The sequence below is a fragment of the Pseudomonas sp. CH61 genome, assembly GCF_059429415.1.
In genome coordinates this window covers 5,322,618-5,336,099 of the sequence record NZ_CM182098.1, presented here as the reverse complement: position 1 = coordinate 5,336,099, position 13,482 = coordinate 5,322,618, and the positions used below count along the sequence as shown (strand labels likewise).

General features: G+C 60.8%; 9 protein-coding genes. 7 read left to right on the top strand and 2 right to left on the bottom strand.

Annotated features, from left to right (window positions below):
* Positions 1–147: 147 nt before the first annotated feature.
* Positions 148–1,047 (bottom strand): energy transducer TonB, encoded by a 900-nt coding sequence (locus tag AC5SEM_RS24000; protein ID WP_038358807.1) that lies wholly within the window; start codon positions 1,045–1,047, stop codon positions 148–150.
* A 107-nt stretch (positions 1,048–1,154) separates the two neighbouring features.
* The gene (gshB, locus tag AC5SEM_RS23995; protein ID WP_495471423.1) at positions 1,155–2,126 is read right to left on the bottom strand and encodes a glutathione synthase; all 972 of its coding nucleotides are present in this window, start codon (positions 2,124–2,126) and stop codon (positions 1,155–1,157) included.
* Between the two features lie 225 nt (positions 2,127–2,351).
* Between gshB and pilG the strand changes: the two genes are divergently transcribed.
* The 7 genes from pilG (at position 2,352) to AC5SEM_RS23960 (ending at position 13,328) form a co-directional block, all read left to right on the top strand.
* Positions 2,352–2,756 carry a twitching motility response regulator PilG gene (gene pilG / locus AC5SEM_RS23990; protein ID WP_116028398.1) on the top strand — a complete coding sequence of 135 codons (405 nt, stop codon included), beginning with the start codon at positions 2,352–2,354 and terminating at the stop codon, positions 2,754–2,756.
* Between the two features lie 60 nt (positions 2,757–2,816).
* On the top strand, positions 2,817–3,182 hold the full coding sequence (gene pilH, locus AC5SEM_RS23985) for a twitching motility response regulator PilH (protein WP_007913674.1): 366 nt from the start codon (positions 2,817–2,819) through the stop codon (positions 3,180–3,182).
* Positions 3,183–3,192: 10 nt separating this feature from the next.
* Complete coding sequence (locus AC5SEM_RS23980; RefSeq protein WP_007913675.1) at positions 3,193–3,732, top strand: chemotaxis protein CheW; 540 nt, start codon at positions 3,193–3,195, stop codon at positions 3,730–3,732.
* 154 nt (positions 3,733–3,886) lie between these two features.
* Positions 3,887–5,935 carry a methyl-accepting chemotaxis protein gene (locus tag AC5SEM_RS23975; protein WP_093429842.1) on the top strand — a complete coding sequence of 683 codons (2,049 nt, stop codon included), beginning with the start codon at positions 3,887–3,889 and terminating at the stop codon, positions 5,933–5,935.
* Between the two features lie 11 nt (positions 5,936–5,946).
* Positions 5,947–11,844, top strand: a complete 5,898-nt coding sequence (locus tag AC5SEM_RS23970) for a hybrid sensor histidine kinase/response regulator (protein WP_495471422.1) — start codon at positions 5,947–5,949, stop codon at positions 11,842–11,844.
* Entirely contained in the window at positions 11,837–12,307 is a 471-nt protein-coding gene (locus AC5SEM_RS23965) for a chemotaxis protein CheW (protein ID WP_034153648.1), read from the top strand. The genes AC5SEM_RS23970 and AC5SEM_RS23965 overlap by 8 nt, the downstream gene beginning before the upstream one ends.
* Positions 12,308–12,962: 655 nt before the next feature.
* Positions 12,963–13,328 carry a DUF6124 family protein gene (locus tag AC5SEM_RS23960; protein WP_077574893.1) on the top strand — a complete coding sequence of 122 codons (366 nt, stop codon included), beginning with the start codon at positions 12,963–12,965 and terminating at the stop codon, positions 13,326–13,328.
* Positions 13,329–13,482 lie beyond the last annotated feature (154 nt).

Below are 13,482 nucleotides of genomic sequence, written 5' to 3'. Positions count from 1 at the left end.
GCGAACTGACAAGCTGGAGATGTAAGCAACACACCGATCAACTGTAGGAGTGAGCCTGCTCGCGATAGCGGTGTGCCAGAACCAAAATAGTTGACTGACGCACTGCTATCGCGAGCAGGCTCACTCCTACAAGGGGTCTACAGTGTGTCAATTGCTCGAGAGCTTGTCGCCGCGGGCGAATTTCCAGGTGCGAATGATTTCCAGACGGTCGATATCCGACAAGTCCCCGGTAAACGGGGCAAACGGTGCCGCCAGTCGAACAATGCGCTGCGCCGCCTGATCCAGCAGCGGCTGGCCGGAGGATTCCAGCACCAGCACTTCATACAGCGAGCCGTCGCGGTTGATCGAAACCATCAGGCGCAAATTGCCGTAGATCTGTTTGCGCCGTGCTTCCTCGGGGTAATTGAGGTTACCGATGCGCTCGACCTTCTTGCGCCAGTCGTCCTTGTACCAGGCACCCTTGTCGCGCATGGTCGATGCCGCGCTCAAGCGGTGAATACGCGGGCGCTTGGCGTACAGCTGTTGTTCCTTGGCCAGTTCCGCTTCGAGGCTGGCGATGTCGCTGGACAGCTGCGAGCTGTCGAATTCCGGCGCATCAACCGTCGGTTTGACCTCGGTCTTGCTTTCTTCTTTCTTGGTCGGTGCTTTTTTCGGCTTTGGCGCGACGGTGGTCACCGCAGCCTTCGGCGCGGCCTCCTGCACTTCCGGTTTGGCGGCCGGTGGCGGGGTGACTTTTTTGACCTGATTGTCCTGGAACGGCGCCACCTCAGTGGTTTTGGGGATCGCCTTCTTGTCCAGCGTGCCGCTGCCTTCCTGATGCTCTTGGGCGAGAAAGTCAGCCTTCTCCGGCTTCTTTTCGCTCTTGAAAGTGGCGAGGGTGATTTCCAGGGTTTTGCTGATTTGCTTGGGCTCGACCATCGTGAAGCCGACGCCGAGCAGCAGCGCCAAATGAATCAGCGCCGCGAGGAATAGGGTAAAACCGAGGCGATCGGCCGGGCGCACGCCACGGTGGGCGAGTTCTGCGGGCAGATCGGACGGGAGGGTCATGACAAGAAAACCAACATCGCGTTTTTCAGAGGCTGCGCATGATAACGCAATGTTGGTTTCACGCCTTGGGCTTCACGCTTCAAGCGACAGACTGCATGTGACGTGCATCAAGCTTGTGGCTTTTTGCCGGCGGCTTGCAGCTTCTTGGCGATCGCATCCATGAGCATGCCGCCAATGTCAGTGCCGAAGGCATTGTCGATTTCACGGATGCAGGTCGGGCTGGTGACGTTGATTTCAGTGAGGCTTTCACCGATCACATCGAGGCCAACGAACAGCAGGCCTTTCTCACGCAGGGTCGGGCCCACTTGGGCAGCGATCCAGCGATCCTTGTCGGTCAGCGGGCGCGCTTCACCACGGCCACCGGCCGCGAGGTTGCCACGGGTTTCGCCCTGCGCCGGAATCCGCGCCAGGCAGTAATCCACCGGCTCGCCGTCGATCATCAGGATGCGTTTGTCGCCGTCCTTGATTGCCGGCAGGTAAGCCTGGCCCATGATCTGCTGGCCACCGAGGGCGGTCAGGGTTTCCAGAATCACCGACAGGTTCGGGTCGCCCGCGCGGTGACGGAAGATCGACGTGCCGCCCATGCCGTCCAGCGGCTTGAGGATCACGTCGCCGTGCTTGGCGGCGAATTCGCGCAGCACGTCGGCGCGGCGGCTGACGATGGTTGGCGGTGTGCACTGCGGGAACAGCGTGGCGAACAGCTTTTCATTGCAGTCGCGCAGGCTCTGCGGCTTGTTCACCACCAGCACGCCAGCGGTTTCGGCCTGTTCGAGCAGGTAGGTGGAGTAGACAAACTCCATGTCGAACGGCGGATCCTTGCGCATCAGGATCACGTCCAGATCGTTCAGCAGGTTGTCCTGCTCGGCGTCCAGTTCGAACCACTTTTCCGGGTTGGCGAAGACTTTCAGCGGCTTCATGCGCGCCCGGGCCTGACCTTCAGCCTGATACAGGTCGCGCTGTTCCATATAGAACAGTTCCCAGCCGCGCTTCTGTGCGGCCAGCAGCATGGCCAGCGAGCTATCCTTTTTATAGGAGATGCTGGCGATAGGGTCCATGACAATCCCGACGCGAACGCTCATTGGGTTTTCCTCGAAAATTGGCTACCGGATCGGTATTGAAAAAGTGCCGCCAGAGTGGCGCCGGGCGGGTTTTCGGTCAAGGAAAAACCCGTCGATAGATTGCATCTGGAGACTGTGCTAAAAAGGCTGCCATGCCGTGCTGGCCCTTGAGCATCAAGGGTTTCCAGCCATCAGTCATCGCAAAACGGACAATTTGATTCGCAAAGGCGACGGTAGAGCCCTCTTATGGAACAGCAGTCCAGCGCCTTGAAGGTCATGGTGATCGACGACTCGAAAACGATTCGTCGCACCGCCGAAACATTGTTGAAGAATGTCGGTTGCGAAGTGATCACGGCGATCGACGGTTTCGACGCCTTGGCCAAGATCGCCGATAACCATCCCGGGATCATTTTTGTCGACATCATGATGCCGCGTCTGGATGGTTATCAGACCTGCGCTTTAATCAAGAACAACAGTGCGTTCAAGGCCACGCCGGTGATTATGCTGTCATCGCGTGACGGGCTGTTCGACAAGGCCAAGGGGCGGATTGTCGGTTCCGATCAATTTTTGACCAAGCCGTTCAGCAAGGAAGAGCTGCTCAGCGCGATCCAGGCCCATGTTCCGGGCTTCGCCGCCGTTTTGCCGCAGTAAGACACGTACAGTGACGCTCGGCCAGTGGGCCGGGGGTCGACAAGAAAAATGGGGAAAACCATGGCACGTATCCTGATCGTCGATGATTCGCCGACTGAAATGTACAAACTGACCGGCATGCTCGAAAAGCACGGCCATGAAGTGCTGAAGGCCGAAAACGGCGCCGACGGCGTGGCCCTGGCCCGTCAGGAAAAACCCGACGCCGTGCTGATGGACATCGTCATGCCCGGCCTCAACGGTTTTCAGGCCACCCGCCAGTTGACCAAGGATGCCGACACCAGCCACATCCCGGTGATCATCATCACCACCAAGGATCAGGAAACCGACAAGGTCTGGGGCACCCGTCAGGGCGCCAAGGACTACCTGACCAAACCGGTCGACGAAGACACCCTGATCAAGACCCTGAACAACGTGCTCAAAGGCTGATCGCGCGATCATGAGCGAATCGCTGACCGCGTTCGAACTGCTCTGGCAGATCGACCAGCGCTGCCGCTTGCTGGCGGCGGACCTGCCGTCGCAACCGGCGCGCCAGGATCGCTGGAGCGGCATCGGCTTTCGCCTCGGCGAACACTGGTATGTGGCGCCGATGGGCGAAGTCAGCGAAGTGCTGCACGAACCGCGCTTCACCCAGTTGCCCGGGGTCAAGCCGTGGGTCAAAGGCGTGGCTAACCTGCGCGGGCGGCTGTTGCCGATCATGGATCTGTGCGGTTTCTTCGGCCATGAGCTGTCGCCGTTGCGTAAACAACGGCGGGTGTTGGTGGTCGAGCATGGCGATGTGTTTGCCGGGTTGATGGTCGATGAGGTGATTGGTCTGCAGCATTTCGAGCAGGACAGCTTCGAACCGATCTCGATCAGCAAGCGCCAGGGCTCCAAGGCCGAGTTCGTCAAAGGCTATTTCCGCCGCGAACAGAACTGGCGGGTGTTCAGCCTGTTTGCGCTGGCCAAATCCCCGGTATTCATGAGCGTGGCGATATAACAGATTCAACACCGTCCCCTGTGGGAGCGAGCCTGCTCGCGAAGAGGGCGTGTCAGGCAAGATAAATATTGGCTGACCCAGCGCTTTCGCGAGCAGGCTCGCTCCCACAGGGATTGCAGCAGGCCTCAAAGGTGTGGGTTAAGGGCGAGGACCGATGACAAAAGCAAAAACAGGCAAGCCGGCGGAAGGATCGCGCAGTCGCTCGCAGATCATCGTGCTGTTCATCGCACTGATCGTGTTCATCATGCTGCTGTTCGCCAACTTCGCGTACCTCAATACCCAGGCGAACTACGACAAACAGTACATCGGCCACGCCGGTGAGCTGCGCGTGCTCTCGCAGCGCATCGCCAAGAACGCCACCGAAGCCGCCGCCGGCAAGGCTGCCGCGTTCAAGCTGCTCAGCGATGCGCGCAACGATTTCGCCCAGCGCTGGGGTTACCTGAAAAAAGGTGATCCGGCCACTGGCCTGCCGCCAGCACCGGCCACCGTGCGCCCGGAAATGCGCGCCGTGCAGCTCGACTGGGAACGCCTGCTGAAAAATACCGACGCGATTCTCTCCAGCGAACAGACCGTGCTGTCGCTGCATCAGGTCGCCGCGACCCTGGCCGAAACCGTACCGCAGTTGCAGATCGAATACGAAAAAGTCGTCGAAATCCTCCTCCAGCGTGGTGCCCCAGCGGCGCAAGTGGCGATGGCCCAGCGTCAATCGCTGCTCGCCGAACGCATCCTCGGCGCGGTCAACACTGTGCTCGCCGGCGACGAAAACTCCCAGCAAGCCGCTGATGCTTTTGGCCGCGATGCCACCCGTTTCGGACAAGTGCTCAACGGCATGCTGCAAGGCAACCCGACCCTGAAAATCAGCCAGGTCGAAGACCGCGACGCCCGTGCCCGTTTGAGTGAGATTTCCGAGCTGTTCCAGTTTGTCTCCGGCTCCGTCGATGAAATCCTCGAGACCTCGCCGGAGCTGTTCAAGGTTCGTGAATCGGCGAGCAATATCTTCAGCCTCTCGCAAACCCTGCTCGACGAAGCCTCGCACCTGGCCACTCGCTTTGAGAACCTTGCCGGTGGGCGCAACACCGACACCATCGGCGGTTACGTCCTCGGTTTGCTGGCGCTGGCCTCGATCATCCTGATCGGCATGGTCATGGTTCGTGAAACCAACCGGCAACTGCGTGAAACTGCCGAGAAGAACGAGCGCAACCAGAACGCGATCATGCGTCTGCTCGACGAAATCGAAGACCTCGCTGATGGCGACCTCACCGTGACCGCCTCGGTGACCGAAGACTTCACCGGCACCATTGCTGACTCGATCAACTATTCCGTCGACCAACTGCGCGATCTCGTCGCGACGATCAACCTCACCGCCGGCCAGGTCGCCGCTGCGGTGCAGGAAACCCAGGCCACCGCCATGCACCTGGCGCAGGCCTCGGAACATCAGGCCCAGCAGATTTCCGAAGCCTCGACGGCGATCAGCGACATGGCCGAGTCCATCGATCAGGTTTCGGCCAACGCCGCCGAGTCTTCAGCGGTCGCCGAGCGCTCCGTGGAGATCGCCAACAAGGGCAACGAGGTGGTGCACAACACCATCCACGGCATGGACAACATTCGCGAACAGATCCAGGACACCGCCAAACGCATCAAGCGTCTGGGCGAGTCGTCGCAGGAAATCGGCGACATCGTCAGCCTGATCGACGACATCGCTGACCAGACCAACATCCTCGCCCTTAACGCGGCGATTCAGGCGTCGATGGCCGGTGATGCCGGGCGCGGTTTTGCCGTGGTCGCCGATGAAGTGCAGCGGCTGGCCGAACGCTCGTCCGCCGCCACCCGGCAGATCGAAACCCTGGTGCGGGCGATTCAGACCGACACCAACGAAGCCGTAATTTCCATGGAGCAAACCACCACCGAAGTGGTGCGCGGCGCGCGACTGGCGCAGGATGCCGGTGTGGCCCTGGAAGAAATCGAAGGCGTGTCGAAAACCCTCGCGGCGCTGATTCAAAGCATCTCCAACGCGGCGCAGCAGCAGACGACGTCGGCCGGGCAGATTTCCCTGACGATGAACGTGATCCAGCAGATCACCTCGCAGACTTCGTCCGGCTCCACGGCCACGGCCGAGAGCATCGGCAACCTGACGAAAATGGCCAGTCAGTTACGGCGTTCGGTGTCCGGCTTCACCTTGCCGGCGGCGACAGATAAAGCGTGAGTGGAGTGGTTATGGGTGATCGGCACGACTATGTGGCCCTGGAATGGGTCAAAGGCGAAATTGCCGAAACGCTGAAGCTGGCGCATCAGGCGATTGAAGCCGTGCTCGATGATCCGCAGGCTTTTCCCGGGCTGGACGAGTGCCTGGATTACATCCATCAGGTCCATGGCAGCCTGCAGATGGTCGAGTTCTACGGCGCAGCCTTGCTCGCCGAAGAAATGGAGCATCTGGTTGAAGCCCTGCAACACGAACGCGTCAGCCACCGCGACGAAGCCCTGCACCTGTTGTTGCAAGCGCTCGGGCAATTGCCGATCTACCTCGACCGCGTGCAGAGCGCCCGCCGAGATCTGCCGCTGGTGGTGCTGCCGCTGCTCAACGATCTGCGTAGTGCTCGTGGTGAAAGCCTGCTCTCGGAAACCAGTTTGTTCAGCCCGCTACTGCCTGAGTTACCGCCCTTAAGCGCCGAAGCACTGGCGCGGCTTGAGCCGGCAGAGTTGCCGAACGTGCTGCGCAAATTGCGCCAGATGCTGCAAATGGCTTTGGTCGGTTTGTTGCGCGAGCAGGATGACCAGACGCATCTCGAGTATCTGGCGAAAGTCTTCACCCGCCTCGAAACGCTGAGCGGTGATTCGCCTCTGAGCCCATTGTGGCAAGTCGCCTCAGCGCTGGTCGAAGGCATGCGCGAAGGCGTCATCGCCAACAGCCCGGCGCTGCGCAGTCTGTTCAAGGACGCCGACAAAGAGCTCAAGCGCCTGCTTGAGCAAGGCATGGCTGGCCTCAATCAGCCAGCGCCTGCCGAGCTGCTGAAAAGCCTGTTGTTCTATATTGCCAAAGCCGAACATCCCACCGGGCAGATGCTGACCATGAAAGATCGCTACTCCCTGGACGACGCGTTGCCCGACAGCGCGATGGTCGACGAAGAACGCGCGCGCCTGGCCGGCCCCGACCGCGATGCGATGCGCTCGGTGCTGGCGGCGTTGTGTGAAGAACTGGTGCGGGTCAAGGAGCGCCTCGACCTGTTCGTGCGCAGCGACCGCCAGCACACCTCGGATCTGGAAAATCTGCTCGCACCCCTGCGGCAGATCGCCGACACCCTCGCGGTGCTCGGTTTCGGCCAGCCGCGCAAAGTCATCATTGATCAATTGGCCGTGGTGCTCAGCCTCGCTCAGGGCCAGCGCGAACCGAACGACGCGATCCTGATGGACGTTGCCGGCGCGCTGCTCTACGTCGAAGCGACGCTGGCCGGAATGGTCGGCACCGTCGAGCCGGAAAGCCCGGAAGATACGCGCCTGCCAACCACCGACCTGACGCAGATCCATCAGATCGTCATCAAGGAAGCACGCATCTGCCTGCAACAGGCCAAGGACATGATCGTCGACTACATCGACGCCGATTGGGATCGCCAGCACCTGCAACCGTTGCCGGCGCTGCTGACTCAGGTGCGCGGGGCACTGGCGATGATTCCGTTGAACCGCGCGGCAAGTCTGGTCGAGGCGTGCAACGGCTTTATCCGCGAAGATCTGTTGCTTGATCCGCACGAGCCGGGTTGGGAAGAGCTGGATCATCTGGCCGATGTCATCAGCAGCCTCGAGTATTACCTCGAACGTCTGAGCGACGATCCGCAGGCGCCGAGCGAGCAGTTGCTGGATGTCGCGCAGAAGTCCCTCGCCAGCCTCGGTTTCTTTCCAAATGAGCCGCATGTGCCGGTGCTCGACGACGTGCTCAGCCCCAGCGAAGCGCTGGTGATGCAGGACATGCAGGCGCTCGACGATCCGGAAACCGTACAGTCGCTGGCCGACGTTCTGGCCAGTCCGGTGTCTGCGCTCAACCCGCCAGCACTGATCACCCCCGGCAGCCTGATGCCGCCACCGGCCGATGAAGAGCCGGTCGACGATGAACTGCGCGAAGTGTTCCTTGAAGAAACCGACGAGGTCCTCGAAGTTCTACACGAATACCTGCCGCGCTGGACTGCCAATCCGCAGGATCGCGACGCGCTGACTGAACTGCGCCGCGCCTTCCACACCGTGAAGGGCAGCGGGCGCATGGTCCGTGCGCTGATCCTCGGCGAGCTGGCCTGGGCGGTGGAAAACCTGCTTAACCGCGTGCTCGAACAAAGCGTCGAACCCGGTTCGGTGGTGCAGCAACTGCTTACCGACACGGTGCTGTTGCTGCCGGAACTGATCAACGAATTTGCCACCAACAGCCAACGTCAACGCAGCGATGTCGACCAACTTGCTGCCCGCGCACATGCCTTGGCCAAGGGTGATGAACCGCTGGCGGCCGAAGACGTCGACGATGTGGCGGCGCTTGATCCGTTGTTGCTGGAAATCTTCCGCAACGAAGCGGAAACGCACCTCGCTAGCCTCAACCGTTTTCTCGATCAGGCCGCCGAACACGTGCCGTTGCAGGCCAGCGATGAATTGCAGCGCGCCTTGCACACGCTCAAGGGCAGCGCCTCGATGGCTGGCGTATTGCCGATTGCCGAACTCGCTGCACCGCTCGATCAACTGGCCCGCGAGTTCAAGGCGCACCAGTTGCCACTGGACCTCGACGAAGTGGAGTTGCTCCTCGAAGCCGAGGGCCTGTTCCGTGTGGGTCTGCGTCAGCTCAAGCATGATCCGTTGGCGCCGATTGTCGGTGCGCAGTCGCTGATCAAACGCTCGGAAACCCTGCTCGCCGAGCGTCTGGCGTCGATCCTCGATGCGCCGCACACCGGCCTGCGGATCAAGCGCGATCCGCAACTGATCAACAACTTTCTCGCTCAGGGCATGGATATCCTGCTGGATGCTGAGAGCCTGTTGCAGCGCTGGCAGCAACATCCCGGCGAGCGTCAGGAACTCAGCGCCTTGCTGGATGAATTGACGACGCTTGGCGAAGGCGCACACATGGCCGATCTGCTGCCGGTCGACGTGCTGTGTGAAGCCTTGCTCGACCTCTATGGCGCGGTGGAAGAAAGCAGTCTGGCGGTCAGCGAACGGTTTTTTCAGGAAGCGCAGAACGCCCACGAAGCACTGATCAACATGCTCGACGAACTGGCCGCCGGTCAGGAAGTCACGCCGCAACCGGCGCGGATTCGGGCGCTGCATGATCTGCTCGATCAGAGCCTCGATCCTTCTTCCATGGGCCTGATTCGCAGCGATGGCAGCCGCACTTTGAGCATCCGTGAACTGGGCAGCGCCACCGCTGAGTTGCAGCAAAAGGCAACGGCGCTTGAACCCGATGACGAGATTGTCGAGATCTTCCTCGAAGAGGCGATCGACATTCTCGACAGCTCCGGCCAAGCCCTGCAGCGCTGGCTGAGCGATCCCGACAACGCCGCGCCGCTGTCCTCGTTGCAACGTGATCTGCATACGCTCAAGGGCGGCGCGCGGATGGCCGAAGTCGAGGCCATCGGCGATCTGGCTCAAGAGCTGGAAAGCCTTTACGAAGGTCTGGTCGATCGTCGCTATCACTACAGCGAAAGCCTGGGGCGCTTGCTGCTCAAGAGCCATGACCGCTTGGCGTTGTTGCTTGATCAACTGCAAAACCATCAGCCGCTGACCCCGGCGCAGGATCTGATCGACACGATTCGTCAGGTCCGTCAGGGCCACAGCGTCGCCGAAGCGCCGCCTGCAATAGCCGAGCACGACAGCGCTGGCCACGATCCTGAACTGCTGGAAATCTTCCTCGAAGAAGGTTTCGACATCATCGAAAACTCCGGCGCCGCGCTGCTGCGTTGGCAGGCGGAGCCCGGCAATCGTCAGGAAGTGGAAACCCTGCTGCGCGATCTGCACACGCTCAAGGGTGGCGCGCGGATGGTCGAGATCGGCCCGATCGGCGACCTCGCGCATGAGCTGGAATACCTTTACGAAAGTCTTTCCAGCGGCGCTTTGCAGCCATCGGCGGAGCTGTTCGCGCTGGTGCAGCGCGGCCATGACCGTCTGGCGCAAATGCTCGATGGCGTGCGCGCCGGGCAACCGTGTCCACCGGCCGATCGGCTGATCAATGCAATCCAGAATTTCAGCCATCCGGCGACGGTTGAAACGCCGCCAGTGCCACCTGTTCCGGTCAAGACTGACGCGGCGCCGCCGGCTGCCGACGCTGGCGCGGACATGGTCAAGGTCTCCGCCGAACTGCTCGATGAGCTGGTCAATCTGGCCGGGGAAACCTCGATCTTCCGTGGCCGTATCGAACAGCAGGTCAACGACGCACAGATCGCGCTGAACGAGATGGAAACCACCATCGAGCGCATGCGCGATCAGTTGCGCCGCCTCGACACTGAAACCCAGGGGCGGATTCTCAGTCGTCAGCAAGTCGATGCCGAACGCCTCGGTTACGAAGAATTCGACCCGCTGGAAATGGATCGCCATTCGCAGTTGCAGCAACTGTCGCGGGCGCTGTTCGAATCGGCTTCCGATTTGCTCGACCTCAAGGAAACCCTCGACCGCCGCAATCACGACGCCGAGAACCTGTTGCAGCAACAGGGCCGCATCAACACCGAATTGCAGGAAGGTCTGATGCGTACGCGCATGGTGCCGTTCGAGCGCATGTTGCCGCGCCTCAAACGCATCGTCCGTCAGGTCGCTGAAGAGCTGAACAAAGACGTCGCCTTCGTCATTGGCAACGCTGAAGGCGAGATGGATCGCAACGTCCTCGAACGTATGGCCGCGCCGCTGGAACACATGCTGCGCAACGCCGTCGACCACGGTCTGGAGTCCGCCGAAGTGCGGCTGGCGGCGGGTAAACCGGCGCAAGGTCAGATCAGCCTCGATCTGTCGCGCGAGGGCGGTGACATCGTTTTCGACATTCGCGATGACGGTGCCGGGGTGCCGCTGGAAGCCGTGCGGCGCAAAGCAATCAAGCGTGGATTGCTCGCGCCGAATGCCGAGATCAGCGACCGCGACGTGTTGCAGTTCATCCTGCAGCCGGGATTCTCGACCGCCGAAAAAATCACGCAGATTTCCGGACGTGGCGTCGGCATGGACGTGGTGCACGAAGAAGTGCGGCAACTCGGCGGCAGCATGAGCATCGACTCGGTGCCGGGGCAGGGCGTGCATTTCCGCATTCGGCTGCCGTTCACCGTGTCGGTCAACCGTGCGCTGATGGTGCAGTGCGGTGAGGATCAATATGCGATCCCGCTGAACACCATCGAAGGCATCGTTCGCGTGTTGCCGAATGACCTGGAAGGGCACTTCCGGGTTGATCCGCCGCGTTACCAGTACGGCGGCCAGACCTATGAACTGTGCTACCTCGGCGAACTGCTGAAAACCGCGCCACGACCGAAACTGCTGGGGCAGAACCTGCCGTTGCCGGTGCTGCTGGTGCACTACAACGACCGGCGCATCGCGGTGCTGGTGGATACCATGGCCGGCACCCGCGAGATCGTGGTCAAAAGCCTTGGCGCGCAATTCGCGGCGGTGCAGGGCGTATCCGGCGCGACGATTCTTGGCGATGGCCGGGTGGTGCTGATTCTCGATCTGCTCGCGCCGATCCGTGCGATGCAGGCGCGGGTTGTGCAGGCGCCGACGCTGCCGGAGATCGACAGCGAACCGCACAAACCGCTGCTGGTGATGGTGGTCGACGACTCGGTCACCGTGCGCAAGGTCACCAGCCGTTTGCTCGAACGCCACGGCATGAACGTGCTGACCGCCAAGGACGGTGTCGACGCCATGCTGCTGCTCGAAGAACACATGCCTGACCTGATGCTGCTCGACATCGAAATGCCGCGCATGGACGGCTTCGAAGTCGCCACCCAGGTGCGCAATGACGAACGCCTGCAACACCTGCCGATCATCATGATCACCTCGCGCACCGGGCAGAAACACCGCGACCGCGCGATGGCCATCGGCGTTAACGACTACCTCGGCAAGCCGTATCAAGAGTCGGTGCTGCTTGAAAGCATTGCCCAGTGGAGCAAGAAACATGCATGAGCGCCGGCACAATCAGCGCAGCAGCCAACTGACCGGTTTGCTGTTGCCATTGGCGGATCGTAATTTGATCCTGCCTAACGTCGCTGTCGCTGAGTTGATTGATTACCAGGCCAGCGCCTTCGATCTGGATACGCCGCCGTGGTATCTCGGCAAGGTTACGTGGCGTGAGCGGCAGATTCCTCTGCTCAGTTTTGAGTCGGCCTGCGGGCAGAAAATCGTTATCGGCGAGCGCGCGCGGATCGTGATTTTGAATGCGCTCGGTGGGTTGCCGGAGTTGAAGTTCATTGCGCTGCTGGTGCAGGGGATTCCGCGGTCGTACAAGCTTGATAGCCAGTTGAGTTATGTCGATGTGCCGTTGTGTGCGCTGGAGCAGGCGGCGGTGCAGGTCGGTGAGCAAGTGGCGAAGGTGCCGGATTTGTTGGGGCTGGAGGAGTTGTTGGTGGAGGCGGGGCTGGTCCATTGATTGATCGTTCCCACGCTCCGCGTGGGAATGCAGCCCGGGACGCTCCGCGTCCCAAAAAGCCGAACGCAGAGCGTCCGTTGAGGCATTCCCACGCAGAGCGTGGGAACGATCATCCGCGGGCTGATCCAGCCTTTTCGGTACTGCGACTGGCCTCTTCGCGAGCAGGCTCGCTCCCACAATGGATCTCCAGTGATCCCGGATTTTGCGGACGACACAGACCCCCTGTGGGAGCGAGCCTGCTCGCGAAAGCGCCAGTCGCCCCACCCCAATCCGACAGACAAATCCTAAATCTCTGTGAGTAATAAACACCCTTTAGCTCAGCCGTTTAAAGACACCCGGTGTTACGGCTCCCTAGCCTACAAATCCTTGCGCCGCTGCCTACGCATGCACCAGAATCCGCCGGCTTGTGCGCCTAGGGCATGCTGCGTAACTTGATTCCGTCACTGATTTCCAGTGATCGGGTTTAGCAGCCCGTGGTTAATCTAAGGGTGCACATACATCATCGTCAGGCTCAGCGCCTGCATTCGATGGCGGCTGTGCGCAGGGCGCTTCGGCGCGCCGGCTTCCTTAGGTTCCCCGGTCTGCTAACCTGCGTTCAGCTGCCACCCCTTCTTTTAGCAGAGAAGCGGTTCCAGCTTAATTTCGGAACCTGAAGATGATTAAACCTACGCCTAACCCCCCGCTCGCAGACCCGGCATCCCCCTACGAATCCCCCGATTCGAAGAAATTCCACGAAGCCGCCGAACGCGCCCTCGACCATTACCTCGGCCCGACCAACGCCGACCTGATGGCCACGCCCTACACCCCGAACACGCTGTACATGGCCAATCCCAATGCCGACACCGAATCCCTGCTGGCCGATGCCAGTGAAACCCTCGGCTCGGCCACGGTGATGCTCAACAACCATGCGGCAATGGTGGAAGGTACGCACCGCAAGACAGTGCAGGGTATTGCTCAGGTGGTGATGGTGGCGGAGATGGCCGTCAACCGTTTGTTGGACAGGTTGGTGCCGACGGAGTGACTTAAAAGCTGACCCTCACCCCAGCCCTCTCCCGTAGGGAGAGGGGGCCGACCGAGGTGTCTGGCGTTGTACATCGACCTGAAAAACCGAGTCGATTATGGATCTGGTAAACCTAGTAATTTCTGGATTCAGTACAACATTCCCAGGTCGGCGC

Bases quoted from the DNA above. Each gene is read 5' to 3' on its own strand.
- AC5SEM_RS24000 (WP_038358807.1), bottom strand. From the start codon at position 1,047: ATGACCCTCCCGTCCGATCTGCCCGCAGAACTCGCCCACCGTGGCGTG.
- gshB (WP_495471423.1), bottom strand. From the start codon at position 2,126: ATGAGCGTTCGCGTCGGGATTGTCATGGACCCTATCGCCAGCATCTCC.
- pilG (WP_116028398.1), top strand. From the start codon at position 2,352: ATGGAACAGCAGTCCAGCGCCTTGAAGGTCATGGTGATCGACGACTCG.
- pilH (WP_007913674.1), top strand. From the start codon at position 2,817: ATGGCACGTATCCTGATCGTCGATGATTCGCCGACTGAAATGTACAAA.
- AC5SEM_RS23980 (WP_007913675.1), top strand. From the start codon at position 3,193: ATGAGCGAATCGCTGACCGCGTTCGAACTGCTCTGGCAGATCGACCAG.
- AC5SEM_RS23975 (WP_093429842.1), top strand. From the start codon at position 3,887: ATGACAAAAGCAAAAACAGGCAAGCCGGCGGAAGGATCGCGCAGTCGC.
- AC5SEM_RS23970 (WP_495471422.1), top strand. From the start codon at position 5,947: ATGGGTGATCGGCACGACTATGTGGCCCTGGAATGGGTCAAAGGCGAA.
- AC5SEM_RS23965 (WP_034153648.1), top strand. From the start codon at position 11,837: ATGCATGAGCGCCGGCACAATCAGCGCAGCAGCCAACTGACCGGTTTG.
- AC5SEM_RS23960 (WP_077574893.1), top strand. From the start codon at position 12,963: ATGATTAAACCTACGCCTAACCCCCCGCTCGCAGACCCGGCATCCCCC.